The sequence below is a fragment of the Duganella sacchari genome (genome assembly GCF_900143065.1).
In the GTDB taxonomy this organism is placed as follows: domain Bacteria; phylum Pseudomonadota; class Gammaproteobacteria; order Burkholderiales; family Burkholderiaceae_D; genus Rugamonas; species Rugamonas sacchari.
The window spans coordinates 1-21,638 of the sequence record NZ_FRCX01000027.1; the positions used below are offsets into that span (position 1 = coordinate 1).

Consider the following 21,638-nt stretch of genomic DNA (forward strand, 5'->3'; position numbering starts at 1 on the left):
ACGCTCCAGCCCTGCGGCCCGCACAACTTCATCGCCGGCGCCGCTGCCGCAGCGCCTTGTACCGTGACCGGCACCAGCGCGGCCATGGAGGGCACGGCTGACAGCCGGCGGACCCAGTAGCCAACCTGACGTATCGGATAGCCTTCCTGTAGCGCAAAGGCCCGCTGCGACAGGCCACTGGCCCGCCAGCGCTCAACGCGCTCTTGCCACAGCGCTTCTCGTTCGGTGTTTGCCATCCTTATCTCCCTCGTGAAAACGGGGAAGTATGGCCTGGGACTTCAGCCGTTCATAGGTGGATGGGCCGGACGCTTACCTTTAACCGGCTCACCAAGCAACTCGATGAGCTGCTCCTCCTTCTGCTTATGTCGACGAGCACGAGTCTGAATCGGATCAACGCGAGGCACGAGATCCGTCTCATAATTAGCGTTTAAGAAGGAGATGAACCCCCATATGGCCGCCTTTTGGCCAGGAGACTTTACAAGAAACGCATCGAGTGAGCTCTGGCTAGGAATAGCCTTATCGCCGTTCGCCTGCTCGATCATCAGGGATACCGCTGGGCGCAGCGCCAATCTAATGCTCCGCAGCGACGTCTCTCCGTTGACCTCGCGATCTTTAAGATATTTGAGATACGCGCCAACTATAGCGGAGCGGTCATCGGCTGCGACCTCTGCAAGCAATGCATCAATGCGTCTGCGTTCAGACGAAGCTTCACGCATCTCGGCATCTACGAGAAATACTCCAGTTTCGCTCGCCCATTTCATTGGCAGCCGGAAGCGGCGAAGGCCCTCCGCACTGAATTTATCCACTAACGATTCATAGCTCGGAAGTCCATTCCAATGTTTTTGGATCTGAACAAAGAAATGTAGATAACGATCGATCGACAGCGCGGCCCGCTTCGCAGAGACATGAGTGATAAGCCAGTCAGAAAATGCCTCAAACGCTCCGGCGACGGCTTTGCTACCGAGCCCGGCTAAATTCATCTTTACACGCTTCTTATAGGTGCCCAACCAATAACAAGACTCGCAGGCGTTCCCACGTCCAGCAGGCATCAGTTCTGTACAAATAGGGCATGGGATATGCCCACGTTCAAGACAGGTAAAACAAAGCTTTCCGTTGAGCTTACGATGTCGACGGCAGCTAGTACAGGTCCCTCGCATGGAATCTGATTTGCTTACGGCGGTCGATGAAGCTGAGCCAGATACTTCATTGTCATCCACGGCCGGAGTCGGCTTGGGCTGACGGAAGTATTTCGAACAGCTATTACAGGCTGGGCCGTATGGAGTCAGCTTTCCAAGCTTATACTCGCTCTTACCACAGCGAACGCATGGGCCGCTGTTTTCACATTTACGGCATAGTGCAGCCGTGTCTGATTTAAACAGGCGGCTAGGCTGCGAGCACTTGGGGCAAGCGCGAGAAACAAAATATCTAGGATAGCAATTGGAGCAAAATTTTTGATCTTTGTGCCGGCGGTGTGCCTTCGTCATGTTGGTGCCGCAGCCGTCGCATTGCGTCAAATGCCTTAAATCGTTATCCATAATTTTTTCTGCACAACTTTGCCCACATGCGCATTACCACTTGAGGTGGTTTCGGCTTCTGAGAACACTTTCCGCTACGCTTGCGAGTGCGCCGCCTCGATGGCAACGCATTCACTAACTCATTGATCGGGTATGGCACGCTTGGCCAATCCTGCATCATTGTAGCGCTTGTCAAACCCCAACTGATCATTGCTGCCTTAAGTTCCTTGGGACCAGCTTGAACAAGGCCGTAGACACAACAGAGCATCTGCGCACGCTCAAACGGCGGCAATAACTCGAAAGGCAAACCACTCATTGTCGATTTCAATGTACCCACCTGGCTGTGGATAGAAACGAGGCATTTGGTCAGATTGCTGTTTGGATGTCGGGTAGTACATCGCAGCAGCATGAGGAAATACCGAACCACAATAAACCATTCACATGCAGTCATCAGTACAGGACCATATCTACCAACTCCGCTGCACACGACAGCATCAGCCAAGGACTGAAATGCCATCGCGGAAGATACAGCACGCAAGTGCAATGAATCGCCATGATTATCGCCGCATCTTGCACAGTATGCAGTGTTGGAATTGCGGGTCGTTAGCCTGTGCGGCTCGATAGCCGCCCGACACCAAAAGCATCGATCATTCAAAATTACCTGATGGTTGGGACAGCAGGTATGCCATGCCAGGCGCCACTGCAGGCGATAAAATGGTGTGGCATCTCCGTTAAAGCAGTAACTGCAGTACTGCAGGCCACCGAGCCGCTTGCGATTTCTGGTGCCAAGACTCAGAATCCACGGACCGGTAGTATTCGGTTTTTTGCTCGTACCAGTTGTAGCTCTAGCCACCGCTCGCAGCGATGCTGCCACAAGGCTTCCGATGCGGATGCCTGAATACTTCGATAGAGGCTCCAAGTACGAAAAATCAGAGGCACGGTCGAGGTCAATTGTCCACGGACGCCAACCTGGCCAGAGGAACCCCGTTAGAACCAATGGCTCGCACCCATTCGCAAGCGCCAGACGAACTATCCATGTCGAGAGTAGTTCATCCGGTGAGAGTGCCAAGGGAACTGGCCAAATGGCTTTACCTAGGCTGTTCTCTCCCGCATGCCATGAGTAGTGCGTCGGATGCATTCTTGGGCCTCGATGATATCCAAGTCGATTCTCTCCGTTCCTGAATCGATCGCCGCGGTGGCGCATCTCACCAACAAATTCTGAAGGTCACCCAGATTGCCCTGCGAGATAGTGTGCAGAGCGGTGGCCAAACTTCCAGTGTGTAGTCCAGACTTCTTTTTCAGTGGCAAGATGGATTCGAAATCTTTCAGAAGCGTTTGAAACTGAGGATTCAGTTCCCACAGCGGCAAGCTCAGGACATCAAATCTGCTCGTGTGTTGCTTGTCGGTGTGCAGTACCACTGTCGCTTCTCTTAAGCCGAACCCTACGACCGGAATACGCAACTGATTGCAAAGGTATTTGATCCCATTCATGATCTCGCGCTGCTCTCTCGCGGTACCAGTCAGCATCGAGTGTATCTCATCAATGACTAGTATTTGCACTTGGCATTTTCGGAACAGATGCAGCACCTGCGGACGCAAAACGTCAATGCTCCCAGACTTATACGGCGCAAAGAAGCACTCCAGAAGGCCGATCAAAAAGCCTTTCTCGCTGGCGTTAGAGACTTCGGTAACGATGACGGGCTTCACTGCCTCTCCGCTGTCATCAACGTAACCCTGACCACAAACCGATTTGAATCGTTCGATGATCGACGTCTTGCCATTATTCGAATCACCGACAATCAGCAAATTCGGCATGCGTGTACGCTTCGGCATCGCCATCAGTGACTGCATGGTATCAATGATGTACTTTGCACTGGGATAGCCGATCCACCGTTGCTCCTGCAAGAAATACTTACGCTCTTGGTCCGACAGTGCGAGCACATGGCGAAAATCCGGATGAATGTGATCGTATTCCATCAGCTAACATCTCCAAAGGACGGAACTTCGTCGTCATCGAGTAGCGCTGGCGAAGCTTGGTGTGCTGGTCGCGTTGGTCGCGCCGCAGGCTCAGGTGGCTGCGTGGCGTCATTCACTACTGCCGGCACCGATGACTTATTTTTGTGATCACGGCTCTTCTGCGCGCGTCGACGCGCAGATTTAGTATTAGCAGTAGCCTGATCGACCATTTCGCGCATCTCAGTCAATGCCGCCAAAATTCCGGTCTTATCGATGGCCCCACCTTGCTGCCTGGAGTATTCTTGCACCTCCCGATACTCCCACAAGCTCAACGGCGGGAGCTTTTCGGCAGTGGGTAGCTGAAAGTACTGTTTTAATTGAGGTTCGAAAAACCACAACACACTGACGTCTCGTGGATCACGCCTGAAGATGAACTTTTTCTTTTCCCCGGTTTCTGGATCAGTGGCATTGATATAGGGATTTAGCACTTCGGAGTAATAGGTGAGATTATCCAGGCTCACCCCATTGGGCTGCACAGTCCGCATCTCAAACGGTAAGAAATCGAGCAGTATTGTGTGTCCATTCGACGGGACAGGCGGCAATCCCAATGCCGGCTTGTCGTCGCTGCCGAAAACCTCAAGCTCCCACTTTCGCGCCGGTGACATTTCAAGCACTTTGTGCTTCTTCTGGTGATATACCCGAGTGATAAAGTGAACCAGCCACTTTTCCAATTCAGCCCGAGTCAAGACTGCATGTTTCTCGGGATCGTACTCGCCTTTTTCCTCAACCGAAGAAAACGTCGTCCCCGGCAAATCATGGATCTCCGTCATAAACGTGCCCATCAAGCGCTCAATATGGCCGCCATAGCGCGGCTTCTTGTGCATTCGGAATTCGTGCAGTATTCCATACTCGGTACACGAGCGCTTGAGGCTAGCAGATCGGAAATCCGCACCGTTGTCGGAGTGGAGCTTAGTCGGAAAACCCCATACCGGCCATTCCGCATTCACACCGTGCTTCACCAAACAATCGTCCTTGGGGAGAACAGCGTTCGTGAGACAGAGTGCGACTGAAGTAATTGACGGTTCGTCGAATGACAGGTGATAACCCGTAACCATCCGCGTACAGACATCGATGGCTAGAGTCAACCAAGGCCGACCAATAGGTTTCCGGTGCTCGTCATCAACCACAATGACGTCAATTGGGGTGTGATCAATCTGAACTACTGCAAGCCGATAGTCAGCACCAGGGAATTTACCAGGCGTCGGCGTGAACAAATTTTCGGCTTTTTCACGTGAGCCACGGCGCCGTAATTTTACTTTCTCGGGAATTTCTGCTATGCGCTTTTGAACAGCAGATGCACTCGGTTCTTTGATGCCACGCAGCGAACAACGCCGCTCCACTTCTTGCACAGTCTTTGCAATCGTAGAGCGTTGTCCTTTGAGGTAGTAGTCGTTGAGGACCTCAGCGATGATAGCATCCTGATCCGGGTTCAAGCGGCTTTTTCCAGCCTGCCAGCCACGCTTTATAGGGATCAGTGCGCTCGTCACTCCATGAGCTTTGTATCGCTGAATCCAGCGGTAAATGGTAGAGACATCCTTGTTGAGTTGTTGCGCACGTAGTTGCACCTGCTCGCGGGTGGGATTAGCTGAGTCCAAAAGAGGCTTGATCGCTTTGAAGCGTTCATCTGCTTCCTGCCAATCTTTGCCTTCAAAGTCAGCAACGTCTCGATGCAAGGAGATTCGAGGATCATCCTCTGTTGTCAACGCACGCAGTTCATTGATTCGAAGATTGGCAAATCTGCCAGTTACCAAATTGACGCCGATGACGTTAGTGTAATTAAGGACATGGTCAATCCGGTAAATTTCGTCACCATGACGCACGAGCTGTCGTGGAGCGATATGTACAGATTCGCGCCGTGGCTCAAAAGCCTCGTTCGTAGTGTTTCGGTCATTCATCGTCGGATACCCAAACTTCAATAAGATCTGAGAGAGGTTGCGATATATCGCATTCAAGCAAGCGTGTTGCGATCATGTGCCAAAGCATAGAAATTCCGACACCGCGATACGCGCCCATGAAGTGCCGCTCCAGCAAATACTGAATTGGAGGACAGCCGACTTCTCGGACCGAATCAAGGACGGCGCGGATGTCCTCAGGAGCGAACTCCAACCGCTTATAGCGGGCCAAGAATTGAATATTCTCGAACGCTTTGTCGCGGATGCGAGACTCGTCGTTAATATGGAATACCCAGCCGCGCTCAGATGCGAAGCGCCGCGCAGCTTTCCATTTCGGGAGCCACTCTCGCCAATGGCGCCGCCAATCTTCTTCGGGTTTAACCTCGACGAGTAAAGGCTTAGGCGGATCGAGAGGACTGTGGTTACCCAATTTATAGTAAACCAGAAAGTCAGGCGTATAAGTGTACCGTCGGCCGTCCATGCCAATGAATGGAATCTTAACGGGCTGGGGCACGATCTCAAAAACACAATTGAAGTGTTCCGCACGAATCAGGAAGTCGCGTTCCAGCGATGACTCGTAGGGAATTGGCATCTCCGAACGAAATGGGAAAACGCCTGAATTGCTTCGTCGTGTGGGCTTAATAATTCGAGTTTGCCGTGGTCGGGCATAGTCGCATCTATTTCCACTCATTAATGACCCAGTCGCAGTTATTTGACAATATATTCATCGCAGCTATTTCCAATAATCTATCATAAGTCATTGATTTTTTCGTTGATTATTCGCAACAATTTCGAAAACCCACAGCGGCAGTGTTCCGCGCCCCGGCGAAATCTCGCTGGCCCATCGCGGCGTCCTGTTCCTTGATGAGTTGCCGGAGTTTGATCGCCGGGTACTGGATGTGCTGCGCGAACCGATGGAGTCAGGCCACATCACGATTTCGCGCGCTGCCCGGCAGGCGGATTTCCCGGCCCACTTCCAGCTGATCGCCGCGATGAATCCCTGCTTTTCCAGAGTTACACCAAATTCTGTTCATTGTAGAGAACATGGTTTTAGCCTTATGATAAGAGTGCAATACTTTATTTGCATCAACTTGATTGCTCAATATCTAATTGAAAGCGGAAATATGGCGGAAATAATTTTAGTACATGGAATCGACCAACAATTTAAGTCAGCACAAGCGCTCAAAGCTGAGTGGCTTCCAAAATTGTCGCAAGGTCTCAGGGCCGCAGGTTATGGAGAACTGGCAGATCAAGTTTGGAAAGGAACTGGAAAACCTCCGGCAATTACCGTAGAAATGGCTTTCTATGGAGATCAATTTATTATAAAAAATCAGCAAGGTGCCGCTCCTGGGGAATTATCCGCCGAACAAGTTGATTTAATGGAAGGGCTCGCAACAGAATGGCTGATTAATATTGCAAACAGATCTAGCAATAGCACAATGAAAGCAGAGGCTGTCCGATTGTCTGCTTTGATTGAGCCTAGGTATGAAGAAGTTCAAGGCCTTCGGAGTCTCGCTCGTGGGGTAGTAGCGAACTTGGCCAAAGTACCCGGAGTAGCAACAGTGGGTATGGCATTTGCAGAGCGAGCCGTGAATACTTCACTTTCGCAAGTCAGTAGGTATCTTACCGACGTGGGAGTGCGTGATTTCGCAATGGCATCTATCGAAAAATTGGTAACCGAAGATACCAAAGTTATAATCGCCCACTCCCTCGGATCTGTCGTTGCATATGAAGCAATGCATCGATTAAATCAAAAAATTCCCCTCTTGATTACAATTGGCTCTCCACTAGGATTTCGCTCCGTTATATATGAAAAACTCAAACCGCAGCCTCCTAGCTTTCCAAAAAATCTAAAAAAATGGGTCAATATTGCGGACCCTAACGATTATGTCGCAGCTCAACCGGACTTATCCCAAGATTTTGCCAAAGGAATTCCTCAAGACTCCATTTTCGAAGGCAATCAAGTCGTTAATAACGATATAGACCCGCACTCCGCAGAGAAATATCTTGCAAGCTCAAAAGTTGGCTTGTACTTAGCGGAGGCATTCAATGCAAATTTATCTTATTGATCGTTCACACATCATTTATACCAAGGTTATTTAATATCATTTTGGCCATTTTGGAAAAATGGCCAGTTCCCCCCGATACCTTCACGACTTTTCCCGCTATAGTTCTTCCCAACTCTTGCGCATCTTTAGATCTTCCAGTCTTGTGCATACTTAGAGCAATCAGTAGCTGTAAGTTCACTGTCACTTGATTATCTGCCCCCACTGCATCGAGGAATTTAGGGAAAATCCTTTCTGCTTCCTTTAATGCATCACCATAACCATTTTCCTCTATCATCTGCGTGACATTTGCCAACTGCAATGAGAGAGTATCAGGGTGTTCTTCCCCCATGACCCTTTCGAAAATCGGAAGTAACGCTCTGATTGCAGAAGCCCGCTCCGAATTCCTTCCTGCAAGCCCAAGAAATGATAAATAATTAGATTTAAAAACTAAGACTGTCGGATGTTCAGCACCTAAGTGTTTTTCTGCTAACGGGATTAGGACATTCAACGAAGTTAGGCATCCATCTATATCTCCGTTCATGCCAGCAATATTCACAACATTCCCCTCAGTTAGTATAGTGTCAGGGTGATATTCGCCTAAAACACGTTTCCTATCTTGCAATACAGACTTGGCTAAAATCAACCCTTCTGCAGGACTCCGGCAGGTGGCAGTCCAACTTGCAATACTATCTCTCAAAGTTAGAACGGAGGGGTTATCTTCTCCCAATACTCGCGTCAAGTCCGGAAGCAGTTCGATTCCCAAACGTAAAGCCTCTTCTGGACTACCTGCAGAAAAAGTATGCAAAGCGATGTTACTTCTAGTAATAAGAACATCAGGATGATCTTTGCCAAGAGTCCGTGTTCTATCAACAAGCAAGGACTCAGCAAGTTTCAGAGCTTCGCGCGGATTCCCCGACTGTTGTTGCCACGACGCGATATTGCTAAGCGTTTTTAGCGTATCCGGATGCTCTGGCCCGAGAACACGGGTTCGATCAGGTAAAAGCTCCTTGAATAGCTTTAAAGCCAATCTAGAATTTCCATTTTGTCCAATCCAGAATGCAACATTATGACGACAGGCCAAAGTTTGCTCATGATCAGGTCCGTGTACTCTGTAAAAATAGTAAAGTAACTCGTGATATATCTTTAAAGCTTCATCGCCAAATCCCGCAGATCCATGCCAATAGGCAACCTGAGCCATAGATTCAAGCGCAAAAGGATTTTCATTCCCGAATTTCTCCCTGATGCGCTCATGCCAATTTTTCCATCTTTGCAAATTTTCAATCGGGGAAGAAGAATTTCGCTTATCTAAACAATTGAGTACATCCCTAACATTTCCAATTTTCCACAAATGCTCGGCTTCTCTTTCAAAAGCATATCGTGAAAACTGATTATCTTTATCAACAGACTTATACTCAAATGGTGCCAAATATTGAATAGCTACCACCAATGCAATATGCGCAGATTGAACTTCGTCAGGATAAGTAAATGATATAAAATCAACGAAAGTGTCGTGGAATAAGCCAACGCTTTCGTTTTTTGTTCCTGCATCCGTTCTCATAACCATACCGCGCAAAACGACCAAACGATCCCTGAGAGTCGCTACATCGTTTACCTCGCCTAATGTTCCCATGGCAGCCGCCATTAATTTTAAAGGCAAAACAGGCCCGCCTCCCGCTGCAGCCAAAATTGCAAGTATTTTTCTAACACCAATGACAGCGTCTTCATCTATATCGCATCGGGATAACATTTCCGAATATATCTCGCCCAATCTCAGCGTTCCCATATCAAAAGCCGAACCGGGGTTTTCAACGAACATATCCGCCAATATTTTAGCTACCAACCAGTTCCCTTGGGACGCAAGCCATATCTCATCAAATTTGGAGCTCGGTAAGCCACGCTCAACAAGATATGTCCCGATACTTCCTTTGTCTGCTGCGGCTAGCTCGTATGGCATAGCGCCGTCTGGGACATCTGTAGTCAAGCGAGCGCTTACAACTGTTTTTATAAAATCAAAATTCCGTAACTCCTGCAAAGCGTACACAATTGACCGTTTAGCCCCCAATGACAGACGATCCAACGAATCTACAACAATTCTTATCTCATCTACTGAACCAATATGCTTCAAGGGTCCAATCAGTAATCTTTCTAGCGAGCTTAATTTCAATAAATCAAAATTCACATAGTTCTTTTCGAACGCAAAAATCGCTTCATTGAATGAAGGAACACTTTTTACCAGTTGGTCGGCAATTATTCGCCCAAAATCCTGCGGGGAGGTTGCTTCCGTTATAAAAATAACGGCATTCACAAAACCAACAGGGACAATATTTTTTGTTTTACTTGGCCATGCTAATCCCGCACACAGTGTTGATTTTCCAGAACCTGGCGCACCTATAATTGCAACATGTTTATTTTTTTCAGAGAACGAAACTATATTTTTCAAGTTTACATTAGGAACGTAGGAGAAAATCAAAGATTTAATTATTTCCGCAATTGAAGTTTTCGCCCAGGGTTCCTTGGGTAAACCATGATTTCTAGCCAACCAAAGTCCATTGTCAGCGTTATATGCGGGGTTTTGGGGAACCTGGTGGGGACAGGAGGATTCAATCAGTGGCCGGACATCACGGCAGTGCAGGTAGTCAGTAGGCAAAGAGGAAACGCCATTTTCAAGGAGATTGACCAGCGTTCGGCTGAAACATCCATTGGCTGCGGTGGTATCAGCGGTGGCAGTTAAAAACTCAAACCGAAGATTTCCATTGAGTTCCCCGATCAATGTTTTGGCAGCCGCAAATCCTGCGACGCCAGAGTAACAGGTATCGATCAATACACCTAGTCCATCAATTTTGCCCGAGGAAATCCTATGCAATTCCTTAATTATGCTTGTGAAATGCACTGCGCCATAAGACGTCGGCGGAGTTGTGGCATCAACTGGGAGAAGATAAAAGTCATCACTTCCTGGAACACTTTCTCCATGGCCAATATAAGCGATAAATAATGTCGCATTATCCCGCGTGGCGCGAGTATAAGCATCAGATATGGCTTCCCTAGTTTTTATAACAGTTGGATCAATAAGTAGAGCCCCGCTTTCCAACGCGGGAACACATGCACCTTTTCCCGGATCGAGCATAACCCGATATAAGTCCTCAGCAGCTTCAGGTAAAAAGCTCAGGGTATTTAACTGGCTACATTGCGATCCAATTACTAAAATTCGTCGCTGCCCCATCATTAAACCTTTTTATTCATAGTATATTCGTGATCACGACTAACAGCTGAGTTCGCTAGCAAACAGATGAAAAAGCCTTAGCGCTGGTTAGTTAGTCGATTTCTGCTGCACTATTGCATTAGCAACATTTGGAGCAGCCTGCATCTTCATATAAAAAAAGTGTGCCCCCAACAACCCAAAAATTAGAATGAAAACCACTCCTGCCAGGAACTTACGCTGAAGCTTTATTCGATCGTGGAGCGACTGATAAATGTCACTGAACATACTCGCTACGCTTGAATACTTCTTTGTGATCACATCTTCTTGACGTTTAATTTCAGCATCCAAGACCTTGAGTGTGCGGTATTGATTTACGCATAGCATAACGAACAGGAGCGCAAATATCCAAGCGCCAGCAAGCAAGGCTGTGTTCGTGATCCAAATTGTCGAATCGGTTGCAGCACCAGACTTCATCTGCGTAGCAACAATTACTGATGCCACCGGAATAGAAAGAAGTTGATTTTGGATGTCAGTAAAGACTTTATGAATTTTGCCCGCGTACTCAACCTTAGTCGTCTCAAATTCATCTCGCACCTTGTCGTACGAGAAGTCGGCGATAAAAAGCTTGTACCCGTCCGCAAACTTTGTAAGGACATCTTCCAGTTCGGTAAGCAGCGTCTGGAAACGCTTGTTGAGCGCGGCAATCGTTACAGTTGAGAGGACGGTATTTGTAAGGATCGAGAGCTTCTGTTCACGATGAGTATCTTCATCAAAAAACGCAAGCAATCGATCGAGAGTCTTGTCTTCTAGCATCGCAAGCTGAGCAGCGGTAAACCGTACAGGCATGGCAAACTTCCCGCTCTGGATGAAAATTAACTCGGCTTTCCCATCATCCTGATATGCGGCGCAATCCTTCAACAAAGCGATAAACGAAAGCAGCTTTCGATACTTTACAACCGCAACTGGGACAATTTCATCATCCCGAGAAAACGCCTCTCGGATCAAAAAATAACGTTTGGGCTCGCGAATACACGCGCTCTTTATACTTAGCAGTTCCTCGAAATTCCTCACAAGAATACCGAGTCCGGAACGGGGCTCACCAATGGACAAGCTGATCGTTGCTCCAACTTGAACGTCGTCAGGTTCACCTTGCTCCATCGAGATACCTGAATCATCAAGGTTCTCATCTTTCAACGCAAAGGCAACTGCATCAACCAGATCTTTGCTCTTAAGTTCAACCGCCGCTGTGCGAGCATCATCCTCGAACTTAGCAGCTCGATAGATCGTAAGCAGATGCTCGAAACGAATACTACTCATCCTGATCTTTGACTTCACTCCGCAGCCGATCTTTCAACTCGGGCGGGATGTTAGTAATCGACAGCGTCTCGTCTTGGTTGAAAACGATTTCGCCGCTCTTTATAGCCTCACGCGAAAACTCTACTTTCCACGTCTTCGTTTTTCCGGAAAACTGAACAAACGCCCGATACACGCGCTTGTCAGGAACGAATCCGTCGGAGAGCTTCCGATCAGGCTCACTCAGAATCCGGGTCAAACTGCTAGGGTCAGTTGGCCAAAGTTCGTTTGCAAACGCACCAAAATCAATAGGCAACCGTTCCTTATGAAGGCGATCGCAGAGCGAAAAAGCCTTATCATAAAAATTCTGGGTCTGCTGTTCATCAAGATTTGAAATCTTGACGAATTCGTCCAGCGCATCTTTCAAATTACGGGTCTCTGCAGCGTCGGTGACACTGCTGTCACAGCCCAAGAATGCCTTGAAGTACGCCGAAACTTGTTGCCCCTTGCCCCTCAGAAAGCTAAGGTACTTGTCGCCGCCAGACTGCCACTCTGTCAGATTTACGCGGCCTGCGAATCGGAACCCCTTCATGTCCAGATGCTGCCCGCCTTCCACTTCCATCTCTTTGTTCAGCGCAGGCGCCCATTCCTCGCTAACTATCGCTACGATAAGGAATTCCGCTCCGTAGATTTCGGTGTGAGCGATGATCACGCCGCCAGGTGTCGCTGCTGTTCCCTTGGCTTTGGCGCATAGGGTGGCCATCATAGAAGAACTCAGCTCGAGATATGTAGTCGTCCTGTCCACAAAGTGCTGTCGAATGTGGGCTTGAACTGGATAGTTAACTTCGTCCACTTCAAACCGACCATGTGCTTTCCCGGTACGCTTCGCATATTCGCTGATCAGTTGCTGCACCATTTTAGTGGTGTCCTCTGATACCGCGTTCTCACCATGACGAAGATCAGCACGGAATGCATCTCCATCCTTCGAAAGACGGTGCACCACAATGCTACTAATGGTTGTTCCCTGAGAATCTGGATCTAGTGGCATAGTAAATGAGTTTCAAGAAAAACATCATAATCTACGCTTTCTACGGGGAACGCAAACATTGTCATTGCCAGCTGGAATTATTTAACATTGCGCTGGTCATGTCCTTGCAAGCTTAACTGAATAGAAAAACGGCAGGGTGGCTCGCAGTAATTCTCACCAAATGTAACCAACCTCAGGTAAATACTGCCTTCTGCACCTCAACACTTTGTCGTTCCATGACGTAACTGATACTCTACGGTGTCTCCATGGAAACATGGTTGATTGTTAATTAACCACTCACATCCCTATGCCTCGACTTCTACTTGCTTTCCTACTTACGTTGCTTTCAACCTCTGCCTTTGCCGCATCGGGGTTTGGTACGATCTGGCACGATGGCATGACTGTCTTCTTCATTGTGGTAAATCTGTTCCTGACAGGATATTTCGTCTTTTACCGATTCAACAGATTCGCCGTTCAGCATGGCCCCGAGGTTTTAACAACGGTGGGCATCTTTGGCTGCTTCCTTGGCATTGCTGTTGCCTTGTTAAAATTTGATGCTGGCCATGTCTCGACCAGCGTCCCTGAGCTACTAGAAGGGGTCAAAACAGCATTTTGGGCTTCAGTCAGCGGCGTGTTCGGGTCGTTAGCGATTCGCTGCCGTCATCATTTTCAGAAAACACCGATCCAGCAAAGTGACGGAGCACCCAAATCGGCAAATCTAGACGATGTGGTAGGCGCGCTTCACTCACTGCACAAAGGACTTTCAGGGAACGAGGAAGGTAGTTTGCTGTCGCAACTCAAGCTGATGCGCACGGATCAATCTGATCAACTGCAAAAAATGCGGGCATCATTTGAGACGTTTGCGGAGAAGATGGTCGAAAATAATTCGAAGGCCCTTATAGAAGCGCTGGAAGGAGTTATCCGCGACTTCAACACAAAGATTAGCGAGCAATTCGGCGAAAACTTTAAACTCCTCAATGCGGCTGTCGAGAAGCTGGTCATTTGGCAGCAGCAATACAAAGAGGAGTTAGACATTCTTCAGGGTGTGCAGCGCTCGTCGGCCGAGGACCTTCGCAAATCAGCTGCGGGACTGTCCGTCGTCGCCGAGCGCGCAGAGGCCTACACAGAAACGGCCGCCGCGCTGGAGACGCTGCTGCATGGGCTGGCGCAGCAATACAAACTAATTGAACACTCGCAGCAGTCTCTTGCTACCGTACTGGTTGAAATGAAGTATGTCGCACCTCAATTCGCTTCGAAGCTCGACGAGCTAGCCAACAGTATGCAACTAGGTGTCGCAAGAGTTCAAGGCGACGTAAGTGAGATCGTACGCAACTTTGGCTCGTTAACACAAAGTAGTTCGGCAGAGATGAAGCAACTGTTGACCGATACAATCAAGAAGTCCCAAAAAGAGGTTAATGACGAACTCCTCCGATCGCTCGACACAATAAGGCAAGGCGTGATCACCTTGGACAAGGGGCTGAACGAGGAGCTCACAAAGAGTCTCGAGACGTTGGGCCGCCAACTGGCCTCCCTCTCCGAAAAATTCGTGGCTGACTACTCGCCTTTGACGGATAGACTTCGCGAAGTTGTAAGGCTCGCAGGGAGCGTGTAAGCCATGGACATTGAGCAAAGCAATCAATCTCATTGGATACCGTTGGCTGACCTTATGACAGGCCTCATGATGATCTTCATGCTGTTAACTGCAGCATTCATGCTACGGGTTGAGCAAACCACGACCTTAGTCGTGAAAGAATTCGAAGAAACAAAGAGTGACTTGCTTCAAGCACTTCAGAAAGAGTTCGCGACAGACCTCAAACAATGGAACGCGGAACTTCTTGGGGATATGACGGTACGCTTCAACGACCCGACTGTCCTCTTCGATACAGGTTCCGCCGAGCTTAAACCGAAATTCAAAACCATACTTAAAGAGTTCTTTCCACGCTATGTCGCGCTTCTGACCTCCGATAAATACAAGGCTGCAGTGAAGGAGATCCGCATAGAAGGACACACAAGTGTGCAGTGGACTAAAGACACTTCACCTAAGGGGGCATATTTTTTGAACATGGGGCTCTCGCAAGCTCGGACCAGAAGTGCGCTTGAATTTTTGCTGAGCCTTCCTGCAATTCAAAAAAATGAGCATTGGTTGATCGAACACGTCACTGCCAATGGTCTTTCATCATCAAGACCTATTTCCGACTCAGTTAAGCCAGCGGCCTTGCTCGCAAATCAACGGGTGGAATTCCGCATAGTAACCAATGCTAGCGATCGTATGGATCAAATCGCACGAGAACTTCAAGCACAGTGATGAAGCTACCGAATTTTCTAGACTGGGCAAATTTCAATCACCTAAGGCATTCGATGGGTGCGCCGCTCGTCGAGCGCTTTGGCACGCAACAAGCTTCAAAGGACATCACATTACCCCCAGTTCCCGAGCGTCTTCGAGGTGATGGCATCGAGATCGACTTTGACGACATCGACGTCCAAGATGACAAGACCCTGGGGTACAAGGGGTATCGGGTAGTTGTGTATATTCGAGATCAACCGTCTTACGGCCGGGGGCGAGACTCACTGCCTAAATTTCATCTGACCTACTGCAGCACGCTGCAGAAAATGAAACGGATGAATCGATGGGAGCGATATGTGGTCAACCACCGTGACGATGGAAAATTTAAACTCAACGTCACAGATCAAGGCATCACCAAAACCGTTCGCCTAAATGTATGCCAATGGTGCCTTGGACAGATTGGCTGGAAGGGATTTCAAAACGAGTCCGATAGAAGCACACGGCTTCAACTTGTCGAAAATTTCTCATTGGCAGAATTCTTTGATAGATATCCGCGAGACCTAATGGCCGTCCGACCAGAGCATACCTCTGATACAGCGCCCACGAACGACTATGTCAAGAACTGGTCAGAGATCAGCGCACGGACAAAGAAAACACGTGGCTACAAATGCGAAGGCTGCAATGCTAAATTCGTGGACGCAGACTCTCGCTTCTTAGATACCCATCACCGCAACGGGCTCAAATACGACAACGCCGACTCTAATTTGGAGGTGCTGTGCATTGGATGCCATGCAGAAGAACCAATGCACGCGCATATGAAGACCGACAGCAGGTATCGTGAATATATTGCTAGACTCCCAGTAAAGTGACGGCAGAGAGCCAACCGTACATTACTTCACTTCAGTAGCGATTTTTTAATTTCAGTTAATTATGGAAGCCGTAATTTCACCATCGGAACTTTATCAGCTCGATCCTCGCGCAAAGATGTTCGGATGGACGCCAGAGGAAAGATTTGCGTTGATGAGCTCAGTCTCGATTAGCGACGCAATCCCAGAGCAAGTGCATCGACAAGTAGTCACTGCCAAAAATCTCATCATTCATTCTTGCCTTTACTATCCATATAACGTGACCGCGATCCAAATAGCGTTCGCTGCGCTCGAAATGGCAATCCGACTTCGGACGGAATGTGAAGGTCACACGGTAGCGATTAAAGGACTCCGAGCTGCAATGCAACATGCTGTACGAAGCAAGTGGATTTCGGACGAGGGCTTGCCATTGCCCAAACGTCCGACATCATTTCGCATGAGCTCAGAGGGACACCTTGAGGAATTCGAGCCACCTCTCGTACGTTCTTACGTAGAAGTCTTGGCTGAATTCATGCCTAAGATCCGAAACGAACTAGCACATGGGAGCGGCTACCTACACAATGGTGGAGCGAGCAAAGTGCTTATAGTCAACCATTTAATCAACCAGCTTTTCCCGAGCCGAACCACAATTTCCTCTCTGTAGTTTAACAGCTGCTGCTGATCAACAGAACAATGTAAGAAGTAAGCGAAAGACACTCCAATGACGCGCCGTAATGTAATCAATGCGACAAAACGAGAAAATGCCGCTGGTGGAAGCGCAGCTGCTGGCGGAATGAATTTTCACGCGCGAGTGGCATCAGTAGCCGCAGCTCATCTGCTAGCTAACAGGCGTCTGGGCTGGGTTAAGGATTTGGAGGTTGATACGCCTATTGAAATTTGGTGTGAAACCAATGGGCCAGGTGATGATCTAAGATTTGTGCTCGCTAATGGCTTAGTGGTCGAGGCTCAGGTCAAGAAAGGTTTGAGCAAGGGCGCAGATCTCTGGACGACACTCGTTTCCTTAGCGCGTGGTCTCGACCAGCAAACGATCGCATATGGCGTCCTTGTGGTCGATAACAATACTAGCGCCACAATTCGTCAGGGACTCGCGAACGGCATTATGCGGCTAGGTGCGGGTCGAGAAGATTCGCAAGGTAGCATCACAACGGAGTTCAAGAATCGGCTGGAAGCTCTGAACCTACCAGTTGATACGATCTGTGCCAGGTTAAGAATCGTAGTTCTGCATTGTGCTGACAACGATGACGCATCTGAACAAGCTGCTAAGGCCGTTCTCATGCGGTCATGTGCTAACGAACGAGACGCAGAAGACGCGTGGAAAACTATTCAGCTAAGCGCCCACGGCATCATTGAACGCCGTAGTCGATGGACACTCGAAGCCTTGTCCGGAGTAATGAGAGCAGCAAATATTGAGCTTGTAGCCGAGTCAACCTCATGCCATCCAATAGTGACTTCTGGCTGCATGTGGGAACTCCTTGATGAGATTTCTCCGTATCGTGGCTACATTCGGGCGTTTCGGCAACACTATCTTCTCTCGGACGCCACGGGTTCACAACCATTCGGAGGTCGTGACTCTGAATATGAACAACTTGACACGTGGCTGTCCGATGGCAACGCCCCCGGAAGAAATTTAATTTGCGCCCCTACGGCACGGGGAAAAAGTGCACTACTAGTCCAATGGACAGAGCGCCTGGCATCTGACGCTACTTGGTCCGTGGTCTTCGTTCCAATCAGCCTCCGATTCAATACGGATCGTCCGGTAGTTTTCTATGCGCTGCTGGCAATGCAATTAGCCCGACTGTTGGGCAAAAATCTATCGCCACCCGCAGCTGACATCGACAGCTACTATCAAGGAATTTCCACAGTCCTTCTCGAGCAGGCAGCGAAGGAATCTCGACACATTCTAATCGTTATAGATGGTTTGGATGAAGCTCAAGGTGCTGGCTTCAATCCAATCATAATCCCAAGGTCACTTCCTTGTCACATCAAAATACTAGTGAGCGCTAGGGAGCAGGCAGGAGACCGTGGGACGGAAGGATGGTTGAAGCGGCTTGACTGGCAGGGAAATACGCGAGCGGTTTCACAGGGCCTCCGAATTCTCGATCGTACTGCTGTGCCTTCTATACTTGAAAGCGCCGGATTTCCAAAAGAGTTGACGAGCGACGCACTAATAGATCGCCTCATGGTTCTCTCTTCCGGTGAACCACTATTGCTGTCGCTTTATACCGAAGACCTAAGTGAAATCGCGAAGAGTCAAGGCTACGTTGGCGTTGAAACTCTAGATAACCTCTCACCTGGTTTCTCTGCATATTTTTCGCGCGTTTTCGACTCACACCACTTCGCGGGCGACTCTTCCCAGCAGGACTTAGTCGATACAGCCCTTGCAGTGCTCGCTATGGCATTAGGTCCTATTGAGGGTCCGGATCTTACCGATTTGGTGGCTGGTCTTACAGGGCAAGTTCGTCCAGCTGCGTCAGATAGATTTATCAAACCCCTTAAAAGATTTGTGGCAGGTGACGGGCGCATTGATCATGGCTATGTACTGAATCATCCTAAACTCGGCGAATATTTGCGAGAAGAGCGCTGCGACACCAGAACTCAGTCGACGGTTGATCTCGCCTTTGTAAATTGGGGGCGCAGTGTCCTTACTCGGCTAAACGCGGACCCAAATGCTGTAGTTCCACCGTATGTACTGCAACAGCATGTTGAGCATCTGCGTCGCGCGAAGCTGTTGACACTAGATGATATTGAATTGCTCTTAGCAGAGGGATGGAGAACAGCCTGGTTCCGCATGGACAAGGACTATTCTGGTTATGCCGACTCTTTACTTACAGCTTCGTCGGCGATGCTTCCTTGCGCGGCCTATCAAGCCGAACAAATTAAAGCTTTGCGATTGCGGATCAAGATTGCTTTGTTAGTCAGTAGCGTCAGATCGCAGGGCACTAACGTTCCCGCAGAACTGTTAGCTATGGCGCTTAAGGAACAGTTGATCACGCTTCGTCAGGCGCTCAATATTGTCTCCCTCCAACTGCCAGAAAATCGAACTGGATATTCACTCGCGCTCGCATCATGCTTGCCGCCCGCAGAATTGGAGCAACTACATTCCGACATCATGCAAACCAGTGATGTTGCCAGCCTTAACCATCAACTCGCTCAGTTGACCCAGTATCTGATAGGACCTAAACGCGATGACGTAATTGCTCAAGTCTTGAACTGGCTTAATCACAAAGCTCCAGACCAACAGCGAATTGGAATTCTCGCCACACTCCTGCCTGTATTGGACGACAAACTGCTTGACTCAGCCTTGCGAGACCTCATACCGAAAATGATGATTGGTCAACCGCCAGCTTCCGCAGCGATCTCCGCGATTCCAATCATTGAGACTCTTCACGCCAGAAGCAGATCCGAGCATGCGAAGCGCATTGTCGAGCAATGCGTGCTTTACATTGATATCGGGGCAGATCCATTGTTGGAGGTTGAGGCTCTGGGTAGACTTTCGATTTGGATTGACCGCGCTCAACTTGAAACTTCTCTCAAACGATTGACGCCATTAATTAAGCTGAATCTAGCGGTCCAATCAATGCGGACGATGAGGCCCGGCGATTTTCACGAAGAACATCAAATGCACCGGCTGAAAAAGGCAGCGACGACACTTGAGATTTTAGAGATCCAATATCAGTCAACGACAGATTATCAAGGCAATCTCCAGAAAATATTGGCCCCATTACTTACAACCGACTATTGGGATGTCGACACCTTGCTAGGGGTACTGCCATTAGTGCATGCGGATACTAGACAAGCAGCAGTATCTCTCATTCACCCCTCCGTTTTGGGATTACCTACGGCAAACAATCGCACCCACGCGCTGATGGCGCTGGCAAGATTTGCCGACTCCACGCTACGAAAGATCATAGTCGAGCAAGCCTTTCCCGACGCGCGCAGAATTGAGGACGAATACTCCCGTGGTTTGACAATTGTCGCGCTCTTTTCCGAACTCAAAGTGGAAGACAAAACGCTGAAGTTCAACGGACTTATCGACGACTTAAGCAAAGTCAAATATGCATTGCACCTCGGCGAACTGCTCATTCAGATCTCGAACCAATGCCCCCAAACGGAGGGGTTCGAAGAGTACGGCCTACAACATATTCTCCGTGTCACAGATTTTGGCAACAGCCTCTCCACCTTACTAAGAGAGTTGCCAAAACTCCCTCAATGGAGGCGTGTTGAGATTTTCCGGCTCTGTTGGGAGCGACTTAACGAGCGAACTGATAATTTCTATTCGTTTCAGCTAGGTATGGCCGCTCGTTATGCACCAGAGTGCTGGACAAGGGCCGAATTTGATGTTGCGCGCAGCAGACTTGAGGGGCTTGCCCCCTACTTCCGTTTGACGTTACTGGTCGATTTGCTACCCGTGGCCAAGATGCTAGGCGTGACGGAAGCAATCGATCAAGCCTTTGAAGAAATTGCAACGCACGCGGATGCAAATGAACGTTTGTCCAAGATGATAGAAGCGATTAAGATCCTGCCCTTAAGTGACTTACGTCGAAACATGCTCCCGCAGTTTTGGACAATCGCAGCGAACCTTGAAGATTCGAACATCCACGTACTCATTCAGGGGTTTGAATTACTCAGCGAAGGAGATAAGACCTCTGCCTGGCCCAAGCTCATCACGCGCGCCAAAACAGCAACAGGGGCGGGGCAATCGCTTGCACGATTGTCCCAACTGGCAACGGCCCCAAACGAGCGAGTAGAACTTCTGAATGCTGCCCTAACAGCTTGTGCCGCCGAAAAGTCGGATACCCGTATCTCGCTTGCGGCTCAAATCGTTTCGGCCTGTGTTACGGCCGAGGAAAAGTGGAGAGCATTCGACCTCATGACGGATGCTCCGGTGGCGTCAAGAGATGTCATTTTGTCGGCCATACGGATCGCCGCGCCACATCTCGCGAAGATCGACGACAACAATTTAATTCAAGATCTCATGGACGACATAAGACAAGCTGCCTGCTGGTGGCCCTAAACACCGCTTACCGGCACGCCGGGCGGACAAATGAGCGACCGCACCAACCTCTGCAGACGCATGACCTCCACTTGACTCACTAAAGATCAGGGGCGGAGGATTGACTTTAACTTCTGAGCAATCTGCCCCGTTGGCCGGTCAAATTCCCCCACCTCTGGCCACCCCAAATTCCCCCACCCTCTGACCGTATAGCGGCGCTGTAGAAGCGCCAGCAGCGACCACCGGGAGCATCCCGTTGGCAGGACGTTATCTTTCTCCTTCGATCGTCGAGGGAGTTCGGAGTGAACGTCTTGAAACCGCATCTGCAAACCACCATCCTGACCCTGCTGGCAGCGGGCAAGAGCCAGCGCGAGATCGCCCGCATCACCAGCGTCGACCGCAAGACCATCCGCAGCCTTGCCCAGCGCACGATTAGGGGAGTTTCAAATTCCCCCGGGGTGGCCACCGGCTCGGAAGTTCAAATTCCCCCACCCCGGCCACCGGCC

Annotated in this window: 13 protein-coding genes and 2 pseudogenes; 6 read left to right on the forward strand and 9 right to left on the reverse strand. The window is 49.2% G+C overall.

Annotated features, from left to right (window positions below):
• The 6 genes from tnpA to BUA36_RS29495 all read right to left on the reverse strand — a co-directional run.
• Window positions 1–236: IS66 family insertion sequence element accessory protein TnpA (gene tnpA, locus BUA36_RS29470; RefSeq protein WP_072790995.1), on the reverse strand; the 236-nt coding region annotated here is incomplete at its 3' end.
• A gap of 42 nt (window positions 237–278) precedes the next feature.
• Window positions 279–980 carry a hypothetical protein gene (locus BUA36_RS29475; RefSeq protein WP_139260745.1) on the reverse strand — a complete coding sequence of 234 codons (702 nt, stop codon included), beginning with the start codon at window positions 978–980 and terminating at the stop codon, window positions 279–281.
• Window positions 981–1,527: 547 nt separating this feature from the next.
• The gene (locus BUA36_RS31650) at window positions 1,528–2,718 is read right to left on the reverse strand and encodes a TniQ family protein (RefSeq protein ID WP_084560425.1); all 1,191 of its coding nucleotides are present in this window, start codon (window positions 2,716–2,718) and stop codon (window positions 1,528–1,530) included.
• Window positions 2,607–3,491, reverse strand: coding sequence for a TniB family NTP-binding protein (locus tag BUA36_RS29485; protein ID WP_072791003.1), 885 nt, complete (start codon window positions 3,489–3,491; stop codon window positions 2,607–2,609). The genes BUA36_RS31650 and BUA36_RS29485 overlap by 112 nt, the downstream gene beginning before the upstream one ends.
• Window positions 3,491–5,425, reverse strand: a complete 1,935-nt coding sequence (locus BUA36_RS29490) for a TnsB C-terminal domain-containing protein (RefSeq protein ID WP_072791006.1) — start codon at window positions 5,423–5,425, stop codon at window positions 3,491–3,493. Before BUA36_RS29490 ends, BUA36_RS29485 begins: the two co-directional genes overlap by 1 nt.
• On the reverse strand, window positions 5,418–6,014 hold the full coding sequence (locus BUA36_RS29495) for a TnsA endonuclease N-terminal domain-containing protein (protein WP_229255846.1): 597 nt from the start codon (window positions 6,012–6,014) through the stop codon (window positions 5,418–5,420). Before BUA36_RS29495 ends, BUA36_RS29490 begins: the two co-directional genes overlap by 8 nt.
• A 214-nt stretch (window positions 6,015–6,228) precedes the next feature.
• Between BUA36_RS29495 and BUA36_RS31655 the strand changes: the two are divergent.
• Window positions 6,229–6,459 (forward strand): annotated as a pseudogene (locus tag BUA36_RS31655) (ATP-binding protein); the annotation flags it as partial.
• A 1,036-nt stretch (window positions 6,460–7,495) separates the two neighbouring features.
• Here the strand turns inward: BUA36_RS31655 and BUA36_RS30065 are convergent.
• From BUA36_RS30065 to BUA36_RS29520, 3 genes are all read right to left on the reverse strand, one after another.
• Window positions 7,496–10,693 (reverse strand): tetratricopeptide repeat protein, encoded by a 3,198-nt coding sequence (locus BUA36_RS30065; protein ID WP_084560426.1) that lies wholly within the window; start codon window positions 10,691–10,693, stop codon window positions 7,496–7,498.
• Between the two features lie 84 nt (window positions 10,694–10,777).
• Window positions 10,778–11,986: a hypothetical protein gene (locus BUA36_RS29515; protein WP_072791014.1), complete on the reverse strand. Its 1,209-nt coding sequence runs from the start codon at window positions 11,984–11,986 to the stop codon at window positions 10,778–10,780.
• On the reverse strand, window positions 11,979–13,010 hold the full coding sequence (locus BUA36_RS29520) for a nucleoid-associated protein (RefSeq protein WP_072791017.1): 1,032 nt from the start codon (window positions 13,008–13,010) through the stop codon (window positions 11,979–11,981). Before BUA36_RS29520 ends, BUA36_RS29515 begins: the two co-directional genes overlap by 8 nt.
• A 376-nt stretch (window positions 13,011–13,386) precedes the next feature.
• Here BUA36_RS29520 and BUA36_RS29525 point away from each other — a divergent pair, with 376 nt between their 5' ends.
• From BUA36_RS29525 to BUA36_RS29545, 5 genes and pseudogenes are all read left to right on the forward strand, one after another.
• Window positions 13,387–14,601, forward strand: a complete 1,215-nt coding sequence (locus BUA36_RS29525; RefSeq protein WP_229255847.1) for a hypothetical protein — start codon at window positions 13,387–13,389, stop codon at window positions 14,599–14,601.
• Window positions 14,602–14,604: 3 nt separating this feature from the next.
• Entirely contained in the window at window positions 14,605–15,294 is a 690-nt protein-coding gene (locus BUA36_RS29530; RefSeq protein WP_072791024.1) for an OmpA/MotB family protein, read from the forward strand.
• 53 nt (window positions 15,295–15,347) lie between these two features.
• Window positions 15,348–16,142 (forward strand): HNH endonuclease, encoded by a 795-nt coding sequence (locus BUA36_RS29535; protein ID WP_229255848.1) that lies wholly within the window; start codon window positions 15,348–15,350, stop codon window positions 16,140–16,142.
• A gap of 697 nt (window positions 16,143–16,839) precedes the next feature.
• Window positions 16,840–21,153, forward strand: a complete 4,314-nt coding sequence (locus tag BUA36_RS30595; RefSeq protein WP_139260747.1) for a hypothetical protein — start codon at window positions 16,840–16,842, stop codon at window positions 21,151–21,153.
• Between the two features lie 281 nt (window positions 21,154–21,434).
• A pseudogene (locus BUA36_RS29545) lies at window positions 21,435–21,638 on the forward strand (IS21 family transposase); the annotation flags it as partial.

What these genes read in the sequence shown, in the direction of transcription:
- BUA36_RS29475 (WP_139260745.1), bottom strand. Translation starts at nt 980, where the DNA reads ATGAATTTAGCCGGGCTCGGTAGCAAAGCCGTCGCCGGAGCGTTTGAG.
- BUA36_RS31650 (WP_084560425.1), bottom strand. Translation starts at nt 2,718, where the DNA reads ATGCGCCACCGCGGCGATCGATTCAGGAACGGAGAGAATCGACTTGGA.
- BUA36_RS29485 (WP_072791003.1), bottom strand. Translation starts at nt 3,491, where the DNA reads ATGGAATACGATCACATTCATCCGGATTTTCGCCATGTGCTCGCACTG.
- BUA36_RS29490 (WP_072791006.1), bottom strand. Translation starts at nt 5,425, where the DNA reads ATGAATGACCGAAACACTACGAACGAGGCTTTTGAGCCACGGCGCGAA.
- BUA36_RS29495 (WP_229255846.1), bottom strand. Translation starts at nt 6,014, where the DNA reads ATGCCAATTCCCTACGAGTCATCGCTGGAACGCGACTTCCTGATTCGT.
- BUA36_RS30065 (WP_084560426.1), bottom strand. Translation starts at nt 10,693, where the DNA reads ATGATGGGGCAGCGACGAATTTTAGTAATTGGATCGCAATGTAGCCAG.
- BUA36_RS29515 (WP_072791014.1), bottom strand. Translation starts at nt 11,986, where the DNA reads ATGAGTAGTATTCGTTTCGAGCATCTGCTTACGATCTATCGAGCTGCT.
- BUA36_RS29520 (WP_072791017.1), bottom strand. Translation starts at nt 13,010, where the DNA reads ATGCCACTAGATCCAGATTCTCAGGGAACAACCATTAGTAGCATTGTG.
- BUA36_RS29525 (WP_229255847.1), top strand. Translation starts at nt 13,387, where the DNA reads ATGACTGTCTTCTTCATTGTGGTAAATCTGTTCCTGACAGGATATTTC.
- BUA36_RS29530 (WP_072791024.1), top strand. Translation starts at nt 14,605, where the DNA reads ATGGACATTGAGCAAAGCAATCAATCTCATTGGATACCGTTGGCTGAC.
- BUA36_RS29535 (WP_229255848.1), top strand. Translation starts at nt 15,348, where the DNA reads ATGGGTGCGCCGCTCGTCGAGCGCTTTGGCACGCAACAAGCTTCAAAG.
- BUA36_RS30595 (WP_139260747.1), top strand. Translation starts at nt 16,840, where the DNA reads ATGACGCGCCGTAATGTAATCAATGCGACAAAACGAGAAAATGCCGCT.